At 57.9% G+C, this 25,830-nt stretch carries 26 protein-coding genes; 10 read left to right on the forward strand and 16 right to left on the reverse strand.

The genetic code is table 11. The features are described from left to right. Positions 1-21: 21 nt before the first annotated feature. The 4 genes from C7440_RS13020 to C7440_RS13035 all read right to left on the reverse strand — a co-directional run bounded on the left by C7440_RS13020 (position 22) and on the right by C7440_RS13035 (position 3,475). Entirely contained in the window at positions 22-1,332 is a 1,311-nt protein-coding gene (locus C7440_RS13020) for a TRAP transporter large permease (protein WP_017522805.1), read from the reverse strand. Next, entirely contained in the window at positions 1,329-1,934 is a 606-nt protein-coding gene (locus C7440_RS13025; protein ID WP_017522806.1) for a TRAP transporter small permease, read from the reverse strand. The genes C7440_RS13020 and C7440_RS13025 overlap by 4 nt, the downstream gene beginning before the upstream one ends. Positions 1,935-2,051: 117 nt before the next feature. Continuing rightward, complete coding sequence (locus C7440_RS13030; RefSeq protein WP_243410908.1) at positions 2,052-2,963, reverse strand: amidohydrolase family protein; 912 nt, start codon at positions 2,961-2,963, stop codon at positions 2,052-2,054. Further along, positions 2,960-3,475: a cupin domain-containing protein gene (locus C7440_RS13035; protein ID WP_017522808.1), complete on the reverse strand. Its 516-nt coding sequence runs from the start codon at positions 3,473-3,475 to the stop codon at positions 2,960-2,962. Before C7440_RS13035 ends, C7440_RS13030 begins: the two co-directional genes overlap by 4 nt. Positions 3,476-3,610: 135 nt before the next feature. Here C7440_RS13035 and C7440_RS13040 point away from each other — a divergent pair, with 135 nt between their 5' ends. Further along, positions 3,611-4,522, forward strand: a complete 912-nt coding sequence (locus C7440_RS13040) for a LysR family transcriptional regulator (protein WP_100224105.1) — start codon at positions 3,611-3,613, stop codon at positions 4,520-4,522. Positions 4,523-4,630: 108 nt separating this feature from the next. Here the strand turns inward: C7440_RS13040 and C7440_RS13045 are convergent, their stop codons facing one another. Both C7440_RS13045 and C7440_RS13050 read right to left on the reverse strand, forming a co-directional pair. Further along, positions 4,631-5,620 carry a substrate-binding domain-containing protein gene (locus tag C7440_RS13045; protein WP_116518844.1) on the reverse strand — a complete coding sequence of 330 codons (990 nt, stop codon included), beginning with the start codon at positions 5,618-5,620 and terminating at the stop codon, positions 4,631-4,633. 1 nt (position 5,621) lies between these two features. Further along, the gene (locus C7440_RS13050; protein ID WP_116518845.1) at positions 5,622-6,947 is read right to left on the reverse strand and encodes a Rieske 2Fe-2S domain-containing protein; all 1,326 of its coding nucleotides are present in this window, start codon (positions 6,945-6,947) and stop codon (positions 5,622-5,624) included. Between the two features lie 119 nt (positions 6,948-7,066). Between C7440_RS13050 and C7440_RS13055 the strand changes: the two genes are divergently transcribed. Both C7440_RS13055 and C7440_RS13060 read left to right on the forward strand, forming a co-directional pair. Beyond that, positions 7,067-8,263 carry a Gfo/Idh/MocA family protein gene (locus tag C7440_RS13055; RefSeq protein WP_116518846.1) on the forward strand — a complete coding sequence of 399 codons (1,197 nt, stop codon included), beginning with the start codon at positions 7,067-7,069 and terminating at the stop codon, positions 8,261-8,263. Positions 8,264-8,291: 28 nt separating this feature from the next. Further along, positions 8,292-8,837: a MarR family winged helix-turn-helix transcriptional regulator gene (locus C7440_RS13060; RefSeq protein WP_026067610.1), complete on the forward strand. Its 546-nt coding sequence runs from the start codon at positions 8,292-8,294 to the stop codon at positions 8,835-8,837. A 29-nt stretch (positions 8,838-8,866) separates the two neighbouring features. Here C7440_RS13060 and C7440_RS13065 read toward each other — a convergent pair whose 3' ends face one another. Then, entirely contained in the window at positions 8,867-9,904 is a 1,038-nt protein-coding gene (locus C7440_RS13065; protein WP_017522814.1) for an aromatic ring-hydroxylating dioxygenase subunit alpha, read from the reverse strand. Between the two features lie 77 nt (positions 9,905-9,981). Between C7440_RS13065 and C7440_RS13070 the strand changes: the two genes are divergently transcribed. The 3 genes from C7440_RS13070 (at position 9,982) to C7440_RS13080 (ending at position 13,186) form a co-directional block, all read left to right on the forward strand. After that, positions 9,982-10,860, forward strand: coding sequence for an IclR family transcriptional regulator (locus C7440_RS13070; protein ID WP_116518847.1), 879 nt, complete (start codon positions 9,982-9,984; stop codon positions 10,858-10,860). 65 nt (positions 10,861-10,925) lie between these two features. Beyond that, positions 10,926-11,693 carry an SDR family NAD(P)-dependent oxidoreductase gene (locus C7440_RS13075; RefSeq protein ID WP_116518848.1) on the forward strand — a complete coding sequence of 256 codons (768 nt, stop codon included), beginning with the start codon at positions 10,926-10,928 and terminating at the stop codon, positions 11,691-11,693. Positions 11,694-11,719: 26 nt separating this feature from the next. Further along, positions 11,720-13,186 carry an aldehyde dehydrogenase family protein gene (locus C7440_RS13080; RefSeq protein ID WP_116518849.1) on the forward strand — a complete coding sequence of 489 codons (1,467 nt, stop codon included), beginning with the start codon at positions 11,720-11,722 and terminating at the stop codon, positions 13,184-13,186. A 48-nt stretch (positions 13,187-13,234) separates the two neighbouring features. Here C7440_RS13080 and C7440_RS13085 read toward each other — a convergent pair whose 3' ends face one another. From C7440_RS13085 to C7440_RS13100, 4 genes are all read right to left on the reverse strand, one after another. Continuing rightward, positions 13,235-14,020 (reverse strand): ABC transporter ATP-binding protein, encoded by a 786-nt coding sequence (locus C7440_RS13085; RefSeq protein ID WP_116518850.1) that lies wholly within the window; start codon positions 14,018-14,020, stop codon positions 13,235-13,237. Between the two features lie 9 nt (positions 14,021-14,029). After that, the gene (locus C7440_RS13090) at positions 14,030-14,848 is read right to left on the reverse strand and encodes an ABC transporter permease (protein WP_083851140.1); all 819 of its coding nucleotides are present in this window, start codon (positions 14,846-14,848) and stop codon (positions 14,030-14,032) included. A 22-nt stretch (positions 14,849-14,870) separates the two neighbouring features. Next, positions 14,871-15,875: an ABC transporter substrate-binding protein gene (locus C7440_RS13095; protein WP_165832584.1), complete on the reverse strand. Its 1,005-nt coding sequence runs from the start codon at positions 15,873-15,875 to the stop codon at positions 14,871-14,873. Positions 15,876-16,079: 204 nt separating this feature from the next. Further along, entirely contained in the window at positions 16,080-16,904 is an 825-nt protein-coding gene (locus tag C7440_RS13100) for an AraC family transcriptional regulator (protein ID WP_243410909.1), read from the reverse strand. 96 nt (positions 16,905-17,000) lie between these two features. On the opposite strand from C7440_RS13100, the gene C7440_RS13105 reads away from it, so the two are divergent. Continuing rightward, a complete protein-coding gene (locus C7440_RS13105) occupies positions 17,001-18,194 on the forward strand; it encodes an MFS transporter (RefSeq protein ID WP_116518853.1) in 1,194 nt (397 codons plus the stop codon). On the opposite strand, the gene C7440_RS13110 is transcribed toward C7440_RS13105, so the two are convergent. The 4 genes from C7440_RS13110 to C7440_RS13125 all read right to left on the reverse strand — a co-directional run bounded on the left by C7440_RS13110 (position 18,142) and on the right by C7440_RS13125 (position 22,191). Then, positions 18,142-19,200: a LysR family transcriptional regulator gene (locus C7440_RS13110; RefSeq protein WP_116518854.1), complete on the reverse strand. Its 1,059-nt coding sequence runs from the start codon at positions 19,198-19,200 to the stop codon at positions 18,142-18,144. The two genes, C7440_RS13105 and C7440_RS13110, sit on opposite strands and share 53 nt — an antisense overlap. A 58-nt stretch (positions 19,201-19,258) precedes the next feature. After that, a complete protein-coding gene (locus tag C7440_RS13115; RefSeq protein WP_116518895.1) occupies positions 19,259-19,738 on the reverse strand; it encodes a carboxymuconolactone decarboxylase family protein in 480 nt (159 codons plus the stop codon). Positions 19,739-19,908: 170 nt separating this feature from the next. Further along, the gene (locus C7440_RS13120; protein WP_116518855.1) at positions 19,909-20,790 is read right to left on the reverse strand and encodes an RNA polymerase sigma-70 factor; all 882 of its coding nucleotides are present in this window, start codon (positions 20,788-20,790) and stop codon (positions 19,909-19,911) included. 27 nt (positions 20,791-20,817) lie between these two features. Continuing rightward, positions 20,818-22,191, reverse strand: coding sequence for a hypothetical protein (locus tag C7440_RS13125; protein WP_116518856.1), 1,374 nt, complete (start codon positions 22,189-22,191; stop codon positions 20,818-20,820). Positions 22,192-22,397: 206 nt separating this feature from the next. Between C7440_RS13125 and C7440_RS13130 the strand changes: the two genes are divergently transcribed. From C7440_RS13130 to kynU, 3 genes are all read left to right on the forward strand, one after another. Then, complete coding sequence (locus C7440_RS13130; protein WP_116518857.1) at positions 22,398-22,607, forward strand: hypervirulence associated TUDOR domain-containing protein; 210 nt, start codon at positions 22,398-22,400, stop codon at positions 22,605-22,607. Continuing rightward, complete coding sequence (locus C7440_RS13135) at positions 22,608-23,177, forward strand: DUF488 domain-containing protein (protein ID WP_116518858.1); 570 nt, start codon at positions 22,608-22,610, stop codon at positions 23,175-23,177. Between the two features lie 102 nt (positions 23,178-23,279). Further along, positions 23,280-24,533, forward strand: a complete 1,254-nt coding sequence (gene kynU, locus C7440_RS13140; RefSeq protein WP_243410910.1) for a kynureninase — start codon at positions 23,280-23,282, stop codon at positions 24,531-24,533. A gap of 112 nt (positions 24,534-24,645) precedes the next feature. Here kynU and C7440_RS13145 read toward each other — a convergent pair whose 3' ends face one another. Beyond that, positions 24,646-25,821 carry an alpha-hydroxy acid oxidase gene (locus tag C7440_RS13145; protein ID WP_116518860.1) on the reverse strand — a complete coding sequence of 392 codons (1,176 nt, stop codon included), beginning with the start codon at positions 25,819-25,821 and terminating at the stop codon, positions 24,646-24,648. Between the last annotated feature and the right edge of the window lie 9 nt (positions 25,822-25,830).

The raw sequence follows: 25,830 nt of genomic DNA on the forward strand, positions 1-25,830 counted from the left end.
AGATGTCTCCTGTGCGTATTTTTAGTGAATTCCTAGCAGTCGGGGCAGGAATAGGGTTATATCGGGGAAAACGGCCATGATGGCGATAATGCCTAGATCCGCGACCATGAACCAGGCGACTCCGCGGAAAATGGTACCCAGAGGTACGTCAGGAACCAGCGACTTCACGGCGAAGACGTTTAGTCCTACAGGCGGTGTCATCAATCCAATTTCAATAAGCTTCACAATCAGGATTCCCATGAGAACCATGTCCAGCTGCGCGTTATTGAAGATGGGTATGAATATGGGAAGGGTCAGAAACAATACACCCAGGGGGTCCAGAAACATGCCCAGGACAAGATAGATGATGGCTACGAAAAGAATGACGGCATAAGGGGATACTCCGGCGTCCTTCATGACTTCGGTCAGAAACTCGGGCAACCCGCTGAAGCTCATGAATCGGGTCAGCAGCACGGCGCCAATTACTATGAAGAAGATGGAAGCGGTACTCGTCAACGTATCCCACAGAGCGTTTTTCAGTTTTCTCCATGTCATCTGCTTGCGTACGAGGGCCAAAAGAAACGTCAGTGCCGCGCCGAACGCCCCTGCTTGCGTCGGCGTTACGATGCCGATGTACAGGGCTCCCACAACCCCGAGCACCAAGACCGGAAGAGGCCAAATGCTGGCCAGAGCCTTCATCCGTTCGGACCACGATGCGTCTGCTTCGACTCGCGGGGCCAAATCAGGCCTGAGCCAGACCCGGATGATGACAATTCCGGCAAAGACTAAAGCGGTGATTATTCCCGGGACGATGGCCGCAATGAAGAGGCTCAGAATCGGCACCTCGGCGAAGATACCGATGAGGATCATGATTACGCTGGGCGGAATCAGAGACCCGAGTGTGCCGGCCGAAGCGACTACACCACAGGCCAGGCCATTGTCATAGCCATAGCGGCGCATCTCGGGCAGTGCGATTTTTCCAATTGTGACCGTGGTTGCCAAGCTGGACCCCGAGGCGGCGGCAAAACCTGCACAAGCGAAGTTGGTGGATACCGCCAAGCCACCCGGCAGCCATGAAAGCCATAGACGTGCAGCGTCGAAGAGTGTTGTAGTAAGGCCCGAATGAAAGGCGAGCGTTCCCATCAACAAGAACATCGGAATGGCGGATAGCTCCCAACTGGCGATCGTGTCGTATGTTGAATAGCTGAGCATGCTGAAAGCAACGTCCCAGCTCACCAAGGACGCTATGCCACCGATCGCCACCACGGCGAGAGACAGTCCGATTGGGACTCTGATTGATATCAATAGCAGTGCCGCTGCTATGCCACAAAAGCCTATGCCGATTGGACTCATATCGATGTATCCGTAGTTGCGGGTAAGCTCCGGGATACGGAGTCGTCGGGATGGCCGTGACTATTGCCCTGAGATGCGTCCTGGTGTTCTTGGTTCCAGTTTTTTACACGCAGAATGTCCTTCGCCAAAGACACTAATGCTTGGGCGACGATCAGCACACCTGAAAAAACGGGAATCCATCTGGACGGCCAAGTTGGAATGAAATAAGTGGACGTCTGGAACTGCTCGTTGATGGCGGTCATGCGCATGGCCTCCAAACTACTTTGCCAGGCTAATGCCGCGCCAAAAGCGCCCATCAAAACCCAAGTCAGGCACTGGCACAATAGTTGCATGCGTTCAGAGAAACGTTCCGAGAGCAGTTCCGCGACAATGTGTTTATCCGCCGCCTGTATGAACGCCAGGGGCAGAAAGACCACGGCCACCATGTAATAGCGTGACACGATCTCCACAGTTCCTTCGACAGGCTGCCTGGCCGCGTACGACATGATGACGTCAAGGGTTGTATGCACGACCATCAGGCCCAATAAAAGGCTTCCGATGAGCATGATGCAATAGTTGATGTGTTCGAGTAGGGATGAGGGGGTGGGGGTTCTACAGTTCATGGCTCTGTCCCCCTGAACGGCGCCTTTTCATGCGTGGCATGTTGTCTCCTGGTAGTTTCTATTTATTGCTTTGCACCCTTGTGGGCGACTTCTTTCTTTTTGTGGCTACACTTCGCTCTAAAACTGATAGAGCTCAGTGGGGTTGTCAACGAATATGCGATTGCGCGTGGATTCGTCCGGCACCCAGGTTGTCATCAGGTCAAGCAAGTCTGTCGTATTGGGCATCCGGCCTTTGAAAGACACGTGAGGCCAGTCGCTTGCCCACACCAACCTGTCGGGACGACTCGCCACCAGGGCTTGTACATACGGAAGCATGTCGAGGTAGGGCGGCGGCTCATGAGACATGCGATATCCGCACGAAAGCTTGACCCAGCACCGTCCTGTGCCGACAAGGCGTAATAGGGTCTGGAAACCTGGCTGGGCCACGCCCCGTTCCGGCCGTATTGACCCGATGTGGTCGATTACGATATCGGTAGGCAGGCTCATCAGCACTTCTTCCATCTGTGCAAGAGGCGCCTGCCCGCCGTCGTCCATGACATGCAGTTGTACATGCCAACCCAATGGTGCGATCTTGCGAGCCAAAAGCGGCATTTCTTCTATTGGCACGGCGCCTGCGTGGCCTATGTTGTAACGAACACCTCGCACGCCGCGATGGTGGAGTTGGCGTAGGTCGGATTCCGGAATATCCGCTCTTAATGCCACGATTACGCGCGTGGGTATGCCGAGTTCGTCAGCGGCGTCCAGGTGCCTGGAGTTATCTGTGCCATAGCCGCTGGGCTGGACCAGTACGGCGCGCTCCACACCCAGCGTATCCGCAAGCCGGCGCAAGGTAGCGGGCAGTGCTTCCGGAACATCGAACGAGCGGGTATTGGCAACCTGGTACTTTGATTCAGGCCCATATACATGAACATGGCAGTCTGTCGTGCCCGGAGGGCAGTGCAGCAGAGGCATGCGCGGATCCGGATCGGGCGGCTGGCATAACGGCAACGCATCCGCCCGGAAATCTTGGCCCGAAGCCTGATTGCTCATTCGAACCACCTGTCGTCATGCAGTTCGTACGGCGTTTCCTTGTTTTTTTCAGAGTATCCGTCGAAGGGCTGGTTGTCGATATCGATACGCGCCAGTATGTCCGCGTTGGGGTCCAGTGCTGCGCCGACGCGCAGCATGACCAAGGGCTCGTCTTCTTTGGCGGTGAAACGATAGAACGCGCCGCTGGGAACGAGCACACAGTCGTTTTTACCTACCTCGCGTCGCTCGTCTCTGGGTCCGTAGAAGACGGCGCCTCCCTGCAGCACCACAAACACGTGATCTTCGTTCGTATGGGCGTGGATTTCATTTTCGCCGCCGCTGGCATATGTCTTCAGCACGACATTCATGTATTTCGACGCACCCAGAACTTGGTTCGTGCGGCCTACTTTGGGCAATTTCGCACGTATGTGGAAGAAGCTGGGGGTGGTCTTCTGGGCCATGCGCCGCATGGCTTCGTCCCACTCTGCTGCGCTGTTCGCGATGGGCGCCAAAGTTGTTTCTGTGCTGTCCATAGTGTCTCCGGGTAGGAAGTAAAAGGCCCCTTGTTGAACCGGGCCTAAAAGGCATATTCATGTCGTTATGTCGTTCATTCTAGATATTTGCTAATATCAAACAAGACTATTTTGTCTATTCGATGCATCGAAAAAATGAATACAGAAAAGATGGATTTGAATCTGCTATTGGAGTTCGAGGCGCTCTTCGAAACCCGAAGCGTTACGAAGGCCAGCGAGCTTCTTGGCATCAGCCAGCCGTCAATGAGTCACGCCCTTGGGAAAATGAGAGAGGCGTTCAACGACCCTTTATTCGTCAGAGTCAAGAACGAGATGCAGCCAACGCCTCGTGCGCTGGCTATCAGTGGCCCCATCCATAGAACACTCGAACTGGCGCGAAACCAGATATTTCGAAGCCACGAGTTCGTGCCAGGACGAGCCAACAAGACATTTATTCTGTGTATGACCGATTTGGGGGCAGCTTCCTACTTGCCTCAGATTGTCAATGTCGTGAACAAGCATGCACCCGGCGTGCAGATTCGAACCATATCCCCCACAATTGAAAAGCAAACAGAGTGGCTGGAGTCCGGATCGGTTGATCTGGCGATCGGCTATTTTCCGGACATTACGACCGCGGGCGTTTTTCAGCAGCACTTGCTGAGCAATACGGGCTTCACTTGTATAGCCAATATTGATAACCCTTACATAGAAAATCGTATCTGCACCATGGACAGTTTCTTGAGCGCGCCGCACGTTTCGGTTCGAACCGAAGGGCGTAGCCAAGAGGTGATCGAACAGGCGATGAGCCGCCTACATATATATCGGCGCATAACCTTGACGGTGCCGCATTACTTGAGCCTATTGACGTTGGTTGCCAACACAGAGCTCATGGCCGTGATTCCGAACGATCTTGTGCCAGCCTTCGAGGCGCAAAAAAACATTGCGGTGTATCCACTTCCGTTTCCGAGCCCCCGCGTCGAGATCAAGCAGATATGGCATCAGAAATTCCATTTTGACGCCGCCAGCCAGTGGATCAGGGAAATGGTCAGGCAAGCGTTGCAGAAGTGAAATAGCATGCCCAGGGTTCGTGAGGGTTGGCATTAACCGATACACGCCATCTTGTAATGCATTAAAGGCTTATTTCTAGAAGCGTGTATCGGTCAAGCGGCTTTGGCTTCAGATTTTTACGGTCTCATAGGTTGAGGGATGAAAAATTTCATCTACGCTCATAAGACGGTGCGACAGTCCTTGTCCGTGGTGATGCCGCACGAAGGCTTCCAGAGTCTTGCGGTTGGGTGAGACCCCATACGACCAGTAGTCTTCGCCCATCAGCGATTTGGCTGCCTTCAGCTGTTCTTCGACGAAGGGTAGCGTGACTTTCGTCGCGGACGTGTCCGCCAGTTGCTTGAGCGCCCTGGACTTGGCTTGTTCGAACGCTTTGTATGCCGCATTGGCCAGCCATGGATGCTGCTCCAACAGCGGCTTGCGAATGCCCACCACATGCATGATGGGAAAAATCCCGGTGCGCTTGAAGTAGTCTTTGGCGGTCGCCGTCGGGTCAGGAAATAGCCAGCCCACATTGGGATTTCTGGAGGCGGCTCCGGCAGGAGGGCGGGGCGCGATGAACCCGTCCAGTTCACCATCGCTCAGCATCTGGGATATTGTCTTCCCTTCGGGCGCATTCTCCAGCCGGATGCCTTCCGGCAATTGGAGCTTGATTTTTTCGGGCCTGCCCGGTTCTTCGATACCTCCACGTACCCAAGTGACACTCGACGGGGCGATGCCATAGTCGTCTTCCAGAAGCGCCCGCGCCCAGACGATCGCGGTCAACTGATATTCTGGGATTCCTATGCGTTTCCCTTTTAGATCTTCCGGCCGTTTTATAAGGTCGGTGCGGACGTAAATGGAAGTGTGGCGAAACGCACGCGATAAGAAAACGGGAATCGCGACATAGTCGTTTTGCCCCTGTGACGCCTTGACCAGATAGCTGGAAAACGACATTTCGCTGATGTCGAACTCCTTGTTTCTGAACGCGCGAAAGAATATTTCTTCGGGTGATAGTGTCATGTACACAGGATCGACCCCGTCGATCTGCACGTTTCCATCCAGCAACGCACGCGTACGATCATAGTCGCCCAAGGCGACGGACAATTGCAGCTTGGACAATTTATGCTCCTTGTATCTGGGCTGAGTGATTGGCTTGCTTGTTATCCTGCGCGGAGGTGTCCCAGACGGGGTTCACCTCGAACGATCTCCAGTCGGACCCTTTAGGCACCATTGTCTGGAAGGAGCAGATTTCTTTGGGAATGGCCCTGGCCCCCGTGCCGATGGCTTCGCCGCTTTCCTGGAAAGTACGTACGGCCTTCAGCATCTGCTTGCGGAACTCAACGACGGCAATGTCACTCGCGCCAAGGTGGTCTGCGCTTCGATTCGTGATGGCGCCCATGGTGCACCACATGGCCACGTCCTGGTTTGGAAAGCCTGTTATTCCGGTGAAATTTCCTGCTTTCATGGCTTCGCGATCTTGCCAGAAATTATTCTCGCGATTGCGCAAGGGGCGATAGGCATGGTCGAGATCCTCGCCCACGGTCTGCCCAAGGAACTTGCGCCATGCCGCGGTGTCAGGCGTTTGTTTCGGATGCCCCCAGGCGATGAAGTAAAACACGGTCGTCGTATCGTCCGCGGGAACATTGATATTGGCGACGTTATACAAGTTATTGGGCGGTATGAGTGCGGTTGCAGGGGCCACAAACACGGTTGACCGTACATAATCGTTGAGATCGGCATTGTGTATGGGCTTGCGGATGGCCGCATAGCGAAAGCCGTAGGACCCACGATCGATTTGCATCCGGGGCGCCTTGTCGTTCGATGGCCGGAGCCAAGTGCTTTCAGTGGCTTCGGCGCCCGCCGCATCGGCCGTGGGAACCATATCCGACGAATGCAGACTCGAGCTATGAGCCGAATCGATTGCGCCCTCTAGCACCTGGGCCCAATTACAAGGCAGCACGACTTTGGCGATGGTGACTTTGGTATCGGCTGTCGGCGCCCAGGCTGGCGGCTGAAACTCGGTCATGGTCTCGGGCGGTCCCATGTACGCCCATACTATGCCGCCCCATTCCTTGGCGGGGTAGGCGGGGTGCTTGATTCCTGTGGCCATGCGGTTGCCGGCGGGCTCCGAAACCATTTCAAGAATGTTGCCCTGGATGTCGAATTTCCAGCCGTGGTAAAGGCAACGTAGACCGTCTTCTTCATTGCGTCCGAGCACCAGCGAGGCTCCCCGATGCGGACAATGCTCGCCGATTACGCCCACGCGGCCCGACGTGTTGCGAAATACCACCAGTTCTTCGCCGAATGCCTGCGCCCGAACCGGTGTGCCATCGGGCTCCATGACTTCTTCGATCAAACAGATCGGCGTCCAATGTCGCCGCATCAATTGCCCCATGGGTGCATTGCCTGTGACACGGCATAAAAGGTCGTTTTCCTCGGGGGTCATCTTTGTTTCTCCTGGTTGGCGTATGGCAGTATTGACTGCTCATAATGTTAGATATCTAATCTTCTTTAATGTAATATTATTAGATATCTAATATAAATTCAATATTCAGGATCCAGGCCATGTCAAAAATTCCTATAGGAATAGGGGTCGTGGGGCTAGGGCGGGCTTTCGTACTTATGCTGCCCACCTTTGTGAAGGACGATCGGGTAAGGCTGGTGGCGGCCGCCGACCCTCGGCCCCAAGCACGCGCGCGGTTCACTCAGGATTTTGGCGGCGCTTCGTACGAGACTATTGAGCAGCTATGCGCTGACCCCAATGTGGAACTCGTGTATATTGCTTCGCCGCATCAATTTCATGCCGAGCATGTCGAGATTGCCGCCGCCGCGGGCAAAGCGATGCTGGTCGAAAAGCCCATGGCTATCACGCTGGACGAATGCACGCGCATTGTGGACGTCGTCAGGCAAAGCAAGACGATCCTGGTCGTAGGACATTCGCACAGTTTCGACGGTCCGGTGCAGCATGCGGCAAGAGTGCTGGAGGCGGGCTCGTATGGACAAGTGCGGATGCTCAACGCGCTCAATTACACTGATTTCATGTATCGCCCACGCCGACCGGAGGAACTGGATACCGCGCAGGGAGGAGGGGTGGTGTTCAGCCAAGCCGCGCATCAGGTCGACGTGGCCCGGGCGCTGCTGGGCGGCATGGTCGATTCGGTCATCGCCCGGACGGGACGATGGGACGAAAGCCGTCCTACTGAAGGTGCCTACGGCGCGATGCTCAACTTCGAAGGCGGTGCGTTCGCCATGTTGACATACAGCGGCTACGCTCACTATGACAGCGACGAACTCATGGAGGGCGTTGGCGAAATGGGTTTTCTCAAGGAGCGCTGCGGGCACGAGCAGGCGCGCCGGCGGCTGGCCAGGCTTGATTCCGTGGATGAAGGCCATCTCAAGCAGGAAAGCGGCTACGGTGGAGAGCATTATCGCGCCGACGACAGGCCTCCGGCGCCTTTCCATCAACATTTTGGCCACGCAGTGATATCGACCGATAAGGCGGACATCAGACTGACCCCCAGCGGCCTTATGATATATAGCGATCACGAGCGTCATTTCGAGCCGACGCCTCATCGGCCCGTGCCACGCTGCGAAGTGATTGACGAGATCTGGAACGCATTGCGGCATGGGCGTGCTCCCATGCACGATGCTCAATGGGCGCGGGCGACTACCGAGGTTTGCCTGGCCATGCTGGAATCAGGCCGAAGTGGGGCCGCCGTACCCATGAGGTTTCAGGTTCCGGCGTTATTCAGCGCAATTTGACGAGCCGTTAGATTCGGCCAAGGTACGCATGGACACTCAAAAATATCCTACGGCAGAGCGGAAAGACTGGCGCGACGCCATTCCTCAGGATCGTCTTGCTCATTTATTGAAAGATGCCCGAAGAGCGATGGAAAGAGCGCTGCAGATCCGCCTGATCGACCATTCGGTATCGTTCGGGCATTGGACGTTCTTGCGCATCTTGTGGGAGCACGATGGGCTCACGCAACGCGAGCTTTCCGAACTGGCGGGCATGGCGGCGCCAACCACGTTTGCGGCGATCAATGCCATGGAGTCGCTGGGATACGTGAGCCGCAAGCAGAAGGCGGGCAACCGCAAGAACGTTTATGTGCACCTGACCGGCAAAGGCAAGGAGCTGAAGGCCAAACTGCTTCCGCTTGCGGAAGAAATCAACGCTATAGCGATTAATGAACTGGAGCTCGACGAGGTTCTGATCGCACGAAAAGTCCTGCTCAAGATCACCGCGAATCTCAACGCGTACGAGAATGAATTACTAGAGTCGGAGAATCGGCGTGTGCCTTCCACCCGCCAGTTGGGAAGGTTGTATACGGCCTAGGCCCTGCGCCGTCTTGGAGCGATTTGTGGTCAGGAGACATCCAAGGCCTGTTCGCTCTGCGTGGGCTCTTGTTCGTTCATCACGAGTTCATCGATTAGTTTACGCGCTTGGATGGGGCCGGCGTCAGTGCGAAGCGCAACCGGAAACGGCGAATCGGCCAGATTGCGTTGTTGTGCTTCGAGCACGACCTTGTCCTGATCGAACGTATAGTAGATCTGCTCTTGGATGTAAGCCGTCAACGCCTCGTCGTCATGCTGGTAGGCTCGCGCGATACCCCAGAAATAATGCGAACTGGTGTCGGTTTCGGGCGTGATCAGATTAAGAATACGCCGCTCCAGCGCCTGATCGCGCGATCCATCGTGGGGATAAGAACCGTTTTCGATGACGTTGAAAGAAGGCGGCTGAAAAATCGTGGTGTGCCACCGATTTATATTGCTGGTGAATCCGGTTGCCTTGACATAGAACGGTGGTGGTTCGCAATTCAGGATTTCGCGGCTGACCAGAACCTTGCCATTTTTGACAGTGGCTGTGACGGGAGCTTCGGCGACGGCATCGTTGCCGATGGTGTCATCATGGACGTACGATTCATGCGACAGGTCCAGCAGATTGTCGTTTAGCAACTGGTAGTTGGCATTGACATGATGGTAGCCGGTGCAAACGGTCCAGTCAGGGTCTACCAGCCAGTGGAAATCAGGAACCGCGTCGGGGTCTGCACGGCGCGGGTCGCCCATCCAGATCCAGATCAGGTTATAGCGCTCAACAACCGGAAAGGTCGCCGCGCGTGCTTTGGCTGGTATCCGGTCCTGGCATGGAATGCGCGCACAGGAGCCGTCAGGATTGATTTGCATGCCGTGGTAGGTGCAGCGGATGGTGTCGTCAATCAGCATGCCCAGAGATAGTGGGACAGCGCGATGCGGGCAGCGATCTTCCAGGGCCACCGCTTTGCCTTCATTCGTTCTGAACAAGACCAGAGGCTGGTTCAACAGCGTGCGGGCGAGTAGCTGCCGGCCGACGTCTTGCGCAAATGCGGCAACATACCAAAAATTCTTGGGTGCAGTTAGGTTCATGCGAATTTCTCCTGCCATCTGGTTTTTAATAATGTAGAATCATTTTAGCAGTTTTGATTTTTATCAGGCAATGTCAAATGACGAGCAAGACTAAATTTTCGGTTCAGCCGCGAACCAGTTCCTCAGCCGCCCGCGTCGCTTTGGTCAACGCAGAAGCAGCGGCTGTCGAGTCGGGCACCCGGAAGGGAATCCAATCTGTGGATGTGGGCTACAAGCTGCTGCATGCTTTGCAAGTCAGCGATCGGCCCCTCAGCCTGACGGCGCTATCCGAGGCGACGGGCATGACTCCAAGCAAATGCCATGGTTATCTATCGAGTTTTATGCGTGTCGGCCTGATCGCGCAGAAAGAAAGCGGGGGCTTGTATGACCTGGGCCCGTCGGCACTGCAGTTGGGGCTCACTGCCCTGGAGCGTATCGACGCGCTGCAAGAAGCCCGTGAAGCGATGGTGCTGCTACGTGAACGTTTGCAAGAGACCATCGTGCTTTCCATATGGGGTAATCATGGCCCCACTATTGTCTACAAGCAGGAAGGACCGCGATGGTCGCCCTTGAGCGTGCGCGTGGGTACAGTGTTGCCGGTGCTTTCTGCGACGGGAATGGTGCTGCTATCTGGCCGGCAACGCGAGGCGGTCGACGCCCTGATCACGAAGGAATGGGAAGGCACGCCTTCGGACAGTCCCTGGAAAGTCGATTCCGTCGAAGAAATTCACACGCTGCTTGAACGAATCCGTATCAAGCGAGTCGCCAAGGGACGCGGCAACATTTTCCCAGGTTATTCGGGTATTTGTTCTCCTATCTATGATCACGAGGGTAGTGTTTGTGCCGCTTTGATGGTAATGGGCGAAGTGCCCCAGTTTGACCGCAGTGAAAACGGATCAAATGCCGACATCTTGCGCCGTGCGGCCGAGGATGTCTCCCGCCGTATAGGATGGCGGGGCGGAAATAACAAGAAATAAGCAGCCATATATTGCATGCGCTGGCGTGGCCTTCACGTCGATGCTATACGAAATAGGAGAGTTCGATGAGTGGTGGAGCAAGGCTAAAGGGTCGGGTTGCTGTAATAACCGGTGCGGCTCAAGGCATCGGAGCCGAATATGCGCGAGCCCTGGCAGCCGAAGGCGCGGCAGTTGTGGTCGCTGACATTCAGGACGCGGAGCCAGTGGCCAGGGCGATCAACGAAGCAGGAGGCAAAGCCCTTGCAGTCGCCTGCGATGTAACCGATTCAGAATCGGTCGGGAGAATGGTCGCAGATACGCTTCAGCATTTCGGGAAGCTGGATATCCTGGTGAACAACGCTGCGCTGTTCGGCAAACTATCGCGTAAGCCGTTCGATCAAATCGAGTCCGATGAATGGGACCGGATGATGGCGGTCAATGTGCGTGGCGCATTCGAGTGCGTCAAGGCGGCAGTGCCGGCAATGCGGCGCCAGCAGTACGGAAAGATCGTCAACATTGCGTCGGGCACGGTGTTCAAAGGCCAGACGATGCTTTTGCATTATGTGACTTCCAAGGGCGCCATTGTTGCCATGTCGCGCAGCTTGGCCCGCGAGTTGGGAAATGACGGTATCCGTGTCAATACATTGGCTCCTGGTCTCGTGATGAGCGAAAACGTGTTGAACAATCCGGAATGGGCCGGCGCGGCGTCGCAGAATACAGTCAACACACGAGCAATCAAGCGCGACTCTGTGCCGGAAGACATGTGTGGAACATTGATTTACCTTTGCGCGCCCGACAGCGACTTTGTCACTGGCCAGGTGCTGGTGGTAGATGGCGGCGCAGTAATGCACTAGAGCAACCTATAAAGAGTGTGCAAATCATGAGCAATGTCATCAAGCTGGATATGCTGATCAATAACTCCAGCGTCAGATCGTCGGATTATCTCAAGGTGTACGATCCAGGCCGGCTGTCCGAGCTGGTTGGCGAGGTGGCCGTGGGAACGGCTCGACATGCGGACGAAGCAGTTGTCGCGGCCCATGCGGCATTCCAGTCATGGCGGAACGCGCCGGTATCCGAGCGTATCGAGCGACTGATGGCTGCCGCCGATGCGGTGGAACATATCTCGGACCAGCTTTCAACTACATTGGTGCGCGAACAGGGCATGTTGCTGCGCGAAACACAGCGCGACGTCAACAATGGCATCAAGAGCCTGCGCGAAGTAGCTGAACTGGCCAAGGGCTTTCTGACTCCGGAGCAATTCGAAGACGACGACAGCCTGGTGCGTGTGGAAAAGGTGCCCCGTGGGGTCGTCGCTGCAATTGTGCCGTGGAACGCTCCCATGGGGCTTACCATGGGCAAAGTAGGCCCCGCGCTTGTCACGGGCAACACTGTGGTCGTCAAGCCGTCGTCTTTTGCGCCGCTCGCGGTGTCCCAGGCTCTTAAAGTAATGTCCACTTTCTTTCCCCCCGGTGCCATCAATGTGGTGTACGGAGAGACTGATGTCGCAACCACCCTGACGCATCATCCCCAAGTGCGTCAGATATCGTTTACGGGTGGAACGACGACCGGAAGGGCGGTGATGGCGGCCGCCGCCCAGTCGATAAAAAACCTCAACCTGGAGCTGGGCGGCAACGACCCGGCCATTATTCTGGACGATGCGGACCCTGCGCTGGTAGCGCCTGAATTGATCAAGGGCATTTTTCCCCGTTCGGGGCAGGTCTGTTATGCGATCAAGCGTGTATATGTGCCGACAGCCATGATGCCAGCGTTCTTCGAAAGCTTGTGCGCTGTAGCCGACCGCTATCAAGTAGGTTATGGCCTGGATCCGCGATCTACCTTTGCGCCAATGAATAATCGCGGCCAGTACGACTTTGTGCGCGGGCTGATCGAACGAAGCAGAAAGGCCGGCGCCACCGTGAGCGAACTGGGAGCCAAGCTGGAACCCGGCGAGTGGGACAATGGCCTTTATGTGTTGCCTACCATCATAAAAGATCTATCCCCTACCGATGAGCTGGTGATTTCCGAGCAGTTCGGCCCCGTTGTTCCTTTAGTGGCCTACGATTCCGAAGAGCAAGCGCTGAATATGGCGAATAACACCGAGTACGGTTTGGCGTCGTCCATCTGGACTAGCGATCCGGATCGCGGCTTGCGCATGTCGGGCCGGATAGAGGCGGGTGTGACCTTTATAAACAGCCACGCCCGTACGGCGCTGGGGGAACGTCATATGCCGTTCGGGGGCGTCAAGCAAAGCGGTATTGGCCGTGTGCGCACCAGCGTCGGCCTCGCTGAATATATTGAATATCACGCCGTCAGCTTGAACAAGACAAGCTGCAGGGCGGCAGTCTGAACCATGGCCCTGCCGCCGCGCAGGCAGCTCAGGGCCGTGGGGCCACCGTCAGTTGGCCTGAGCCGACTCGGCGGTGAACTGGCTAAGCGATTGTTCACATGCCGCCAAGACGCGTGTTTCGACCTCATGGAGCGCTTCGCTGCCGTAGATTCGGGGGCGAGGTAAATCGATGCTGATGACGGAAGCAATGCGGGTCGGCTTGGGAGTATAGACAAGTATCCGGTCGGCCAAATAACAGGCTTCAATAATGTCATGAGTCACGAAAACGACGGTGCGCCTATCACGCATCCAAGTGGAAACCAGTTCAGACCGCAATTTTCGGGCCGTCATTTCGTCCAGTGCGCCAAAAGGCTCGTCCATCAACAGCAGGTCGGGATTTCTAATGTACGAACGCGCAATACTGACCCGGTTCTGCATCCCCCCGGAAATCTGGTGCATGTAGAATTTTTCATATCCGGTCAGGTTCATCAGCTCAAGCACGTCGGCGATACGTTTTTTTTCGTTGGGTACCGGCCGCCCGGTTTCGGCGCGCAGGGCGAACTGCAGGTTTTCCTCAACGGTTCGCCATGGCATCAGGCGGGGTTGCTGAAATATATAGCCATAGTTGGGTTGTTTCTGGTGGACGCAAACGCCGTCTACCGCGATTTCACCTTCGGTTGCGTCCAGCAGGCCGGCGATGCAGTTCAGTGTGACGGATTTTCCAGACCCTGATGGACCGAGCAGGCAGACGAACTCGCCATCGTCGACGTTAAGCGTAATGTCATCAATGACTGTCAGCGGGCCCTCGTTCGTGTCGAACTTCTTCGTTAAATTGCGGATTTCAATATTGCTCATGCCTGCCCTTTAGTTTTTCTTCCAGCGTGTAGCGAATAGCTCTAGCGGAGTAATGAATATGCGGTCCGAGAGCATCATCAAGAAGACCAGCCAGATCGTCCAGGCGAAGAGCTCGGTCGGGCGGCTGAATTCCCAAGCCGAATACAGGTTGTAGCCTACCCCACCGCTGGCTCCGCCCGCGAAAAGTTCGGCGAGCACAGAAATCTTCCAGCACATACCCAGCATTGCGCGGCTGGCGCCGATAACGTAAGGCGTAAGGGAAGGGAACACGATATGCCGTAAACGCATATAGCGGTTGGCACGAACCGATTGCGCCATTCCCAGCAACTGCGGATCGATGTTCTTCAAACCCGCGGCGACGTTGAAGGCCACTAGCGGAAATGCGGCGATGGCTATGGTGAAGACGACAGAGGTCTTGGTAAGTCCGAACCAGATAAGCGACATCAAGGCCCACACTACATATGGAATTGTCTGGGCGAAATTGAGCAGCGGAGCCGTAAAGGTTTCATACTTTGCCAAGGCAAAGCCGACCAGCGCTCCTGATATCAAAGAGATGATCGCAGCGATGAAGACCGACTGGACGGTCGATAGTGTGCCGGTCCACAAGACGCCGTCTTGAGCAAGTTCTACTATCGTTCGCAGGATGGCCCCAAGCGACGGAAAAATATAAGGAGGCTGGGTATAGGCAAGGATTTCCCAAAGTACTACGAGCACTAGAAAAGGAAAAAGCTTGCGGGCTGATCCTGCACAGAATCTTGCAAAGACGGAAGTCTCGGGGGCTGCTGGCGACGACGGCCGCAACGAAACACGCCGGACGTCTGCTTTCATATGTGTTTCCTTTTTCCGCTGCTTAAAGTTTTATCCAGAAATCCGAGGCCTTGACAGGCGATTTCAATTGATTGGCTTCCAGCAGCCGGTCATACAGATTTTGCACAGACTGGATGAATTCAGGCGTATTTTGCGATTTGATGGCGTCGGGCAAATACCGGACCAGAAGCTCTTTGGTCTCGGCGACGCTCATCTTCATTTCAGGCATGTGCTTCACCAACGCGGCAGCCGCTTCGTCGGCATGCTCTGGAAGAGAGGTTCTCGTCTCTTCTATGACAGCCATGAATTTTTCGGCGTCGCTGCGGTTGCTTTCGAGGAAATCCTTATGTGCCGCGATGACAAGCGCAATGAATGGCTCGTTGAATTTCTGCTGATATATGTCGCCGGGACGGAACAGTACCTTGACGGCTCCTGTTTTGAGCGCTGTTGTCAGAAAGGGCTCGTAAGTCGTGGCTCCGTCGATATCCCCTTTTTCAAGCGCGGTGACCAGTGCGGATGGAGGCAATGTGGACACCCTCACATCCTTTCTGAAGTCGATTCCTTCGGTCTTGAACGCCAGGTAGGTAGTGCCATAGTTTGTGCCTGACAGTGAAACAACGCCGAACTTCTTACCTTTGAAATCCTGGGGTTTGGTTAGTGTTGAGTCCTTCTTGGCGATAACGGCCCATACGTCGGCCGGCGTACCGGCGCGCAACACGACAATGGGCACTCCGGCGCTATGAAGTTGCGCGGCGTTGATGGCGCCCATATTGATGTCCATGTCCAGCCCTCCGGCCTTCATGGTGTCGTACTTCTGGTTGGATTGGACAAACACCTTCAGGTCGACTTCCAGCCCTGCCTTTTCGAAGGCGCCGTTTTCCATGGCAAGGCAAAGTGCGGCCGCGCTGGCATCAACGGAGACGGTGGAGCCCACTCGTACTTTGGTGGGGGCGGCCTGAGAGGATGCGGCGATTGCCAGGCTCGCCACCACGGCCGAAGCCACTGCAGTGGCGTACTTCCAGATGGGATGTGATTTGGTATTCATCATTGCCTCCATAGTTTTATTTATGTGTTTCCGTACCGATCAGAAGGGCTGATTCTTTGTGCCAAAACACTTGCCATTTACCGTCGATGCAGGAATATTTTTGGGTTATGTTCCTATATAAAGAACGCCATCCCAATATATATGGAAATTCAGTTTACTGAGGCGATATACCTCTGTCAATTAAATGCGAGCGCTGCTATGCGTGGTTCAAGCAGGACTTCTTCCGACTCGTCGTTCTGCCTTGTTGTGCATGAGATAGCGCCCGGGAAGGATTCCCGTGGCCTTCTTGAACATGATGATGAACGCGCCGGCCGACTGATAACCCAGATCGGCCGCGACATTCTGCACCGGTCTTCCCGCCGCCAGGGCTTTCATGGCGATGACGACATGCAGCCGCTGCCGCCAAGGGCTGAAGCTCATGCCCAGTTCGGCCTGAAGCAGGCGGCTCAAAGAGCGCTGGCTCATGGCCAGGCGCGAGGCCCACTGGGCTGCCGTGCTTCGGTCTGCGGGGTTCTTCATCATCCACTCGGTCAGGCGGCGCAGCCGCGGGTCTTCGGATACGGGCAGATAAATCGATTGGGTAGCGGCGGATTTCAGTTGATCCAGCAGCACGGCCCGCAGCCTGGCGGTTTCGGCGTTGTGGTTTCGAGCCTTGGGTATCTGGGCCAGGTGAATGATGAGTTCGCGCAGCAAGGGGCCTATGGCCAAGCTGCGGCAGGTGTCGGGCAAGGGAGCCGCGCTTTTGACATCGACGAACAGGAAGCAGACGTTTCCGTTGGCGGTAAGGCTTACGCTATGGGGCATGCCGCCTGGAACCCATAGTCCGCTGTTGGCGGGTGTGATCCACAGCGCGCCGGGCACGGTACAGCTCATGGCGCCGCGCAGCACCATCGCCAATTGTCCTTGGCGATGCCGGTGCACGGACAGTTCCTGGGCCAATTCCCTGGTTTGGATCTGTATGCCGGCGACGTCGACGTCCATCTTGTCGAACTCGAAGGTCCATGGGCTTGGCTGCCGTTTGTGCATGTTCATGATTGGCCAGTTTTGCATATTTTTTGGCGAACTGTACAGATTATGCATGCCCTTCCGTCGATAGAATCGATTCGTTTCGGATCAATGATTCTTCTCATGCATACATCCTCCACGGTTTCCCGCACGGCGTCCTCCCGCGCGCTGCTCATCATGGGTATTGTGTTCATTGCAAGCTGTCTGCGCGCCCCGATTACGGTTCTTGGTCCGCTTCTGGATCCCATCCGCACTGCGGCGGGCCTGGGTGTCGCGCAGGCGGGAATGCTCACCACGTTGCCGCTTCTCGCCTTCGCCGTGGTTTCGCCCTGGGCGGCGACCATGTCGAACAAGTATGGGCTGGAAAGAATGTTGTTCTGGGCGCTGGCGGTGCTGCTGGCGGGCATACTGGTGCGATCGGCAGGTCCCACTTGGGCGCTGTTCGGCGGAACCTGCCTGATGGGCGGGTCGATCGCTGTCGCGAACGTACTCCTGCCCAGCCTCTTGAAGCGCGATTTTCCCCACGATACGGCGAGGCTCACCGCATACTACGCGCTGGCCATGATACTGGCCGCGGGCGTCATGTCGACGGTGGTGGTTCCGTTTCACGAGCTAATGGTCGGCAACTGGCGCCTTTCCCTGGCGTCCGTCGCCGTGCTTCCGCTTATAGCCATGGTGTCGTGGTGGCCGCAGTTGTATGCCGGTGCAGTGCTCCCGCCTCAACCGGCGGTGCCCATTGCCCGGGGCACAGTGTGGCGCAGCATGCTGGCGTGGCAAGTGGCTGCGTATCTGGGCTTGACCTGCTTCATTCATTTTGCCGCGATCGCATGGCTGCCCGCCATCCTGCTGGGGGCGGGCTTCAGTCCGGCGCAGGCGGGGGTGCAGCACGGCTGGATGCAATTGGCGGGCATCGTACCGGCCCTGGCCCTGGGGCCGTTGTTGCGGCGACTGCCCGACCAGCGGTGGCTTGCCTTCGTGTCGCCCGCGCTCAGCGCGGTTGCGCTGCTGGGGTTCATGGTCTTGCCCCGCTGGGCGACAGGCTGGTCGTTTGCCTTTGGCGTGGGCATGGGCTCCGCCTTGATTCTTAGCCTGGCATTCGTTGGCTTGAGGGCGCCCTCGCAACAAGTTGCAGCCTCGCTTTCCGGCATGGCTCAGTGCGTCGGATACCTGCTGGCCGCGGTGGGGCCGACTTTGTTCGGTGCTTTGCAAGAGGCGACGGGCAGTTGGTCGACGCCGCTTGGAACGTGCGTGGCGCTGTGCGCGGTCATGTGCGCTCTGGGGTTGCGGATCGGCCGCAAGGGACATGTTCAACAGTAACCGCAGCGTCCGGCGCATCCGACCATGAAAAGCTTAGCCTGTGTGCTTCCTCGGCAACATAATCGACAAAGACGCGTATCCTGGCGGGAAGATGCTTTCGGCTCAAATAGCAGAGATAGTGGCTTGTCTCTTCAGGCGCATAGTGCGAGAGGCAGGCCGCGAGCTTGCCTGAGCGAAGCGCATCGCGGGCGAGGTAGGCGGGCAGTTGTGCAATGCCCTGGCCGCGCAGGGCGGCCTGCAGAGCCAGATCCAGGTCGTTGAATATCTGAAATGCGGGAACCCGGTATGTTCGAGGTTTCCCGTCGACCAGGAACTCCCAGTCCCTGACGCGTCCCGAGGCTGCGCGAAGGGCGATGCAGCGATGGCGGAGCAGATCGTCCATGGTGCGGGGCACGCCGTGGCATGCCATGTACGAGGGTGAAGCGCAGGTAAAGGTCTGCATCGGCATAAGCTGCCTTGCCACGATTTCGCTGTCTTCCAGCCTGCCGTCCATAAAGGCTGCATCGATGCGGTCTTGGGCGAAATCGGCGGCTTGTTCGCTTAGCAGCAGCTCTGTGGTGATGTCCGGGAAGCGGGCATGGAAACGCGGCAGAAGCGGGGCGACGACATTGCGTCCGAAGGCCGGTGTGGACTGAATCCGCAGATGGCCCCTTGGCGGGCCCTTGCGCAGTTCGCGCATGTCGTCCAGCGCCCGGGCGATGCGTTCCACGCCGGGCCGGCAGTTCTCATAGAACAGTTCGCCTTCGCGGGTCAGCGATGTGCTGCGGGTGGTGCGGTGGAAAAGGCGCGCGTCCAGCTGTTCTTCGAGCTTGCGCACATTGCGGCTGACCGCGGAACGGCCTATGCCCAGGCGATCCGCCGCGCGAGAGAAGCTGCCGGCGGCCGCGACCGCCAGAAATGCGATGACACCGGCGTAGCTGGTTGCAAAGCTGTCGGCAAAGGGGTCCGCCGCACGTAAGGCGGCGGGGATGCTGTCGTCGAATTCGGAGGGTATGTGTGTGTCCATACCCCATAGACGTATGGGCGCTGCGTTTTGTGACAGCGCCCGCAAGCATGGCGCTTTTTCAGGAAAGGCCCGCCTTGTCCAGGCCGAACGCCTTGTCGGCCGAGCCCGGTGGAGTTCTGAATGCGACGTTGACGCGGTTCCAGCCATTGATGGCCATGATGGAGAATGTCAGTTCGGACAGCTCTTTTTCATTGAACTGGGCGCGTACCGTGTCGAAGATCTCGTCTGAAACACCGTCTTCGGGAATCTTGGTAAGCACTTCAGTCCAGGCAAGGGCAGCGCGTTCGCGCTCGGAAAACAGCTGGGATTCGCGCCAGATGGCGATATGATGCATGCGCAAGTCGCGCTCACCCTGGATGCGGGCCTCTTTTACATGCATGTCGAGGCAGAAGGCACAGCCATTCATCTGGGAAGCCCGCGTGGTGACCAGAATGTGTATGGCCGGCTCGAGGCTGCCCGCCTTGATGGCATTGTTGAAATCGGAATACTTTTTGAACAGATCGGGGCACTGCTGAATGTAATTGATGCGCTGAGACATGATTTCTCCAAGGTGGCGAATGAAATCCATGCGCATAGCCGCGCGGCACAAAGCGGCCGGCCACCGCACAAAGCCATCGTAATAGAGTAGGGCGGCACACGGAAGACGCTTTTATGTGACCGCGCTGTTGCCCGCGGCGCACCAATGTTGCGCCGCGCTGCGGCCAGGCTTCAGGCGTGGCTGTATACCTGCGCAATGTGCCGCAGCTTGTCCGGGTTGCGCTGCACGTACAGGTGCGCAATGCGCTTGCCGTCCGACTCGAGTTCCATTGCCGATTCAAGCTGGCCGTGGGTGAAGCGCAGCAGCGCCCACCGGCCATTGAGATGGGCGATTTCCATGTGAAGGTCGCCACCGAAGCGCCGATGCGTGGCGTAGAAAAGTTGCGCGATGCGCTGCGCGCCCAGCAGCGGCTTGGGGAAACTGGCGACGAGGCCTCCGCCATCGCTTATCAGCGTGGCTTCTTCGGCCAGCAGGGCGCTGATGGCCCTCAGGTCGCCGCTGGAAAGCGTCTGCACGAATTTGTGCAACAGGCGGTGGTGGGTTTCCGGGTCTACCGAGAAGCGTGGCTGTTCTTCGCGCAACTGAGATCGGGCGCGGCTTACGAGCTGCCGGCAGGCACTTTGAGATTTGCCCAGAATCTGCGAAATCTGGGCGTAGTCTGTGTCGAATACCTCGCGCAGCAGAAATGCGGCACGCGCCTCGGGGCCCAGCTTCTCAAGCAGCGTCAGGTATGCCAGCGACACATCGTCCGCCCGCGCCAGGGCCTCTTCGGGCGTGGCCGGCGGTACTGAAAGCACGGGTTCGGGCAGCCACATGCCCTGGTAGTGCTCTCGCTGGGTTTTGGCGGCCCGTAGGCGGTCGATGGAAAGCCGGGTCGTGACGGAGACGAGCCAGGCCTCGATGTTGACGATGTCGCTGCGTACGGCCTCGTGCCAGCGCAGCCACGCGTCTTGCACCACGTCTTCGGCTTCGGCGACCGAGCCCAGCATCCGATAGGCAATGCCCTGAAGGCGAGTGCGAAACTGTTCGAATGTCCGGGCGTGGTCTTCCATCTTCCAGCGTTTTTCAAGGGGCGGCGTTCATGCCTTCCATAGCGTGGACAGGCGCTCTATGGCCGCGCGAGGCGTAAGTATGTCGGGATGATGCACGTATACGTCCTTGCCGTCCACGTTTTCCTTTGTTACCGGGTCGGCGGGATCTCTGGGCGTGCCGTCATTCTTCTTGCCCACGCCGATGCTGTTGATGCCGTACCACTCTTCGTCGGGGCAGCCCCCCGGGAATTGCGTAACGTCGCAAGAGCTGTGTCCTTCTTGGGTGGTGATGTTGCCGATTTTCCACCATTCGTCGGCCCAGCTGAAGACATAGCCGCCCGAGCACAGATTGAGGCCATGGTGTTTCTCGATGTCTTTCCAGTGGGCCTCGATGTAGTCGGCCTGGGCCTTGGCATGATCGGGCAATTCCACAGGCGTGCTGCCCTGGCGTGTTGACGCGGGGCAGCCGAACTCGGTAACCAGAAAGGGCCGGTCTGGCAGGCCGGCGTTCTTGAACTTGGCGTCGTAGTCGGTGAACATGGTGTCGAAGCCCGTGCTTTGGGTGCCCCGATAAGAGTTCAGGCTGATGACGTCCAGGTTGGGTACCCCCTTGCCCACCGCGGGGTCGACCATCAGCTCGATGACCCTGGGTATGTCGTGCAGCGATGTGCTGACGAGCTTGTCGGGCGCCCAGCCCTTTACCTTGCCGGCCAGGGTGTTTATCCAGTTCCAGAAATCAGCCTGGGTTGCGTTGCCGAACTCGACGCCTTTGTCAATACCGAATGTGTCCAGTTCATTGCCGATGGTGAAGCCGATGATGGATTCGTGCTTGCCCATTTCTTCGCACAGCAGCTGGAAGCCGGTTTCGATGCGCTTGCGGTCGTTCGTATTCATGGCCTGCTCGGGGGTCATGGGGTAAGCCACCCACACATAGATGCCGTGTACTGCGCATGCGTCCATGAACTTGGTATGGTATTGGCGGTTGCTGTTTGGATCCCATGGCGTTTCCCATGGCGAGGTCATATACAGGCGTATGCTGTTGCAGCCCATGCCGGCCAGTGTGCCCATGTCGCGGTTGAACAGCGGTTCCCAGAAGTCGCTGAAGTGGTCGCCGCCGGGTGCGGCGCCGGCCCAGGCGCCGATGGGTACGGGCGAATAGCATACGCCCTTGGCGAAGAACTCTTCGCCGTTGCGCATGATCTTGCGGTCTTGCACGGTGAATGCGCTGCTGCCGTCCCCTCCGGAAGAGCCCAGGCCGGGCGATTCTGAATTGGGCGGGCTGCTGTCGCTTCCGCTGCTTCCGCAGGCCGACAACAGCAGGGGAGTGGTGGAGGCTATCAGTGCGGAACCCAGCAGGCGGCGCCGAAGCGGAGAATAGGCGTCCAGTGCGGCCTGACGATCGAAGGAGTATTTCTTGTTCATGTGTGGTTCCTTATTGGTGTTTATTGTGTTTGTCGACGAACATAAGCCGCCCGGGTTGCTGGTCTATTGAGTTGGGTAACATATTTTTACCGATTATGTACTTGCGCTGTAACCCTCTGATCAGGTGGTATGCACCGCCGGGAACGCTGTATGCTGGACCTTGAAGAGTTCTCGAGGCCTATCCGGCGAACTCAGGAGGAAGGGAAATGAGCAAGAAGTTCAAGGTCGGCGACCATGTAAGATGGAACTCGGAAGCAGGCCGCGTCTCTGGCAAGATCGTCAAGGTCCACACGCGTGACTTCGACTACAAGGGCCACACCCGCCGGGCTTCTAAAGAAGAGCCCCAGTACGAGATCAAAAGCGACAAGACCGAGCACATTGCCGCGCACAAGGGAAGCGCGCTCGAGCTTGTATAGATGGCAAGCGCAAACCTTCCCTTCTTTACCATCGGCCACTCCAACCGCGGCATCGAAGAGTTCATCGAGCTGCTGCGTGGCCCGCATGTCGAGCGCGTCATTGATGTGCGCAAGATCCCGATGTCCAGGGCCAACCCCCAGTTCAACAAGAACGCCTTGCCCCAGACGCTGGCGTCCGGCCAGATTGCCTACGAACATGTCGAGGCCCTGGGCGGCCGCCGTTCCACGGCTCACAGCGTGCCCGGCGACACCAATGGCTTCTGGCAGAACAAAAGCTTTCACAACTATGCCGACTACGCGCTTTCGGCCGAGTTCCAGGCGGGCCTCGAGCATCTGATAGAGCGGGGCCGGCGGCAGCGTTGCGCCATCATGTGTTCAGAGGCTGTGTGGTGGCGCTGCCACCGCCGCCTTATTTCCGACTACCTGATCGCACGCGGCGAAACCGTGGTTCACATCATGGGCATGCACCGGCTTGAGCCGGCCCGGTTGACGCAGGGTGCGCTAATCCGCCCTGATGGAAATGTCGTTTATCCTGTTTCCAAGGCCGGTCCCGACAGCCTGGATAAGTAGCGGCCATGCGGGCTTCGCGGCCGGGATTGACAAGCCCCTGCTCTACCCATGTAATAACCCACTTGCCTTATCCCAAGCAGAACAAGCATAGAGGAAGAACGGATGCACACAACGACTTCGATGGCTCGGCTCGATCCGGCAAGCCTGGACGCCGCCGATCCATTGGCGCCATACCGCGAACGCTTTCTGTTGCCCGAAGGGGTGATCTACCTGGACGGAAATTCCTTGGGCCCGGCCAGCCATGCGGCTCTGGACGCTGTTGACCAGGCAGCCCAAAGCGAGTGGGCGCAGGGGCTGATCCGCAGCTGGAACACCGCCGGCTGGTTCGACATGCCCATGGCGGCCGGAAGGCTGATAGCGCGGCTGGTGGGCGCGGCGGACGGACAGGTCGCCGTATGCGACTCGGTGACCATCAACCTGTACAAGGTGCTGCAGGCAGCCATGGCACTGCGTCCGGGTCGTAGGACAATCGTGGCCGAAGCCAGCAGTTTTCCCACCGACCTGTACATCGCCCAAGGCGTTGTCGCCAATATACAGGGGGCACGGCTGCGGCTTGCGGGACGCGACGCGGAAACACTTGAAGAACTCATCGACGAAGATACGGCCGTGGTGCTGGTCAACCATGTCGACTACCGCAGCGGCGCGCTGCGCGATATGGTCGGGCTTACTGCAAAGGCGCACGCGGCGGGCGCCCTGGCAATCTGGGATTTATGCCACTCCGCCGGGGCGCTTGCCGTCGAACTCGACGCCTGCGAAGCTGATTTCGCGGTGGGCTGCACTTATAAGTATCTGAATTGCGGCCCGGGCGCGCCCGCCTTTGTCTATGCCGCCGCGCGCCACCACGCGCAGCTTCGCCAGCCGCTGTCGGGCTGGTGGGGCCACGCCAGGCCGTTCGAGTTCGAGACAGACTATGCGCCCGCAACCGGCATCAAGGCCTTTCTTACCGGCACGCCACCCGTGCTTTCGCTTCGCGCATTGATGGGAGCGCTGGCCGACTGGAACGATGTCGACATGGACCAGCTTCGTGAAAAAAGCGTGCGCCTTACCCAGTACTTCATGGATCTGGTCGAAGACCGTTGCGCCGCCCACGGACTGGTGTCCATCACACCCCGCGATCCCGGCGCGCGCGGCAGCCAGGTTTCGCTGCGCTTTGAACACGCTTATCCGGCCATGCAGGCGCTTATCGCGAAAGGGCTCATTGGCGACTTCCGCGCACCCGATGTCATGCGCTTCGGCTTCACGCCCCTGTATATCAGTTTCAGCGACGTGGCGCGTGCGGTGGAAATACTGAAGGAAGTGCTGGACACAGAACTTTGGCGGGATGAGGCCTATGCCGCAAAAGCCGCGGTGACATGAAGCTGTTTTCTGAGGCCGCGCGCGGCTTCGGGCAGGCTGGGGGTGGCGGCGGTTTGCGCCCAAGGCCCCTGCATGGCGTAAGCCGCAGCGGCCTTGGCTTGCGCTTGCCGGCCTAGATTTTTGTCAGGTCATCGAATATCTGCGGGTTCAGCAGAATCGAACGGCCTACCCCACCGATGTCGGTTCGGCCGCAGAAGGCCATGCTTACGTCCAGTTCTTTGGCGATGATCTGCAGCGCCCGCTCGACGCCCGCCTGACCGGCGGCGCCCAAGCCGTATAAAAAGGCCCGGCCGATAAGCGTGCCTTGCGCGCCCAACGCCACGGCACGCAACACGTCTTGCCCAGACCGTATGCCGCCATCGAGCCAGATTTCAATGTCGCCGCGTACGGCCTGCACGATGTGGGGAAGGGCGGCAATGGACGAGGGCGCGCCGTCGAGCTGTCGGCCCCCATGATTTGAAACGATGAGCGCATCGGCGCCGCAGTCCGCGGCATGCCTTGCGTCTTCAGCGTCCATAATGCCCTTGACCACCAGCTTGCCGCCCCAGGCCTGCTTGATCCATTCGATATCCTGCCAGCACAGGGCGGGGTCGAATTGCTCGGTTGTCCACGAGGCCAGCGAAGAAACGTCGCTGACCCCCTTGGCGTGGCCGACGATGTTGCCGAACGAGCGCCGCGGCGTGCGCGACATCGACAGGCACCACTGGGGCTTGGTGGCCAGGTTGAGCAAATTGCGCAGCGTGGGCTTGGGCGGCGCGGCCAGCCCGTTCTTGATGTCTTTGTGGCGCTGGCCCATTACCTGCAAGTCAAGTGTCAGCATGAGGGCCGAGCAGCCGGCCGCCTTGGCGCGGTCGATCAGGCGGCGCATGAAATCGCGGTCGCGCATGACATACAGTTGGAACCAGAAGGGGCGCGAAGTGTGCGTCGCGATGTCCTCGATCGAGCAGATGCTCATCGTGGAAAGCGTGAACGGCACGCCGAAGCGCTCGGCCGCCCGGGCGGCCAGGATTTCCCCGTCGCCGCAAAGCATGCCGGTAAGGCCGGTGGGGGCCAGCGCCACGGGCATGGCCACTTCTGTTCCGATCATGCTGCTGCGCAGGCTGCGCGACTGGATGTCCACCGCGACCCGTTGCTTGAACTTCAGGCGTTGGAAGTCGTCGACGTTGCTGCGGAAGGTGCTTTCGGTCCAGGAACCCGATTCAACATAATCGTAGAACATGCGCGGTACGCGCCGCTGGGCCATCCGGCGCAGGTCTTCGATGCAGGTGACGGTCGTCAGGCTGGACAAGGGGTTCTC

The sequence above is a fragment of the Pusillimonas noertemannii genome (assembly GCF_003096595.1).
In the GTDB taxonomy this organism is placed as follows: Bacteria; Pseudomonadota; Gammaproteobacteria; order Burkholderiales; family Burkholderiaceae_B; genus Pusillimonas; species Pusillimonas noertemannii.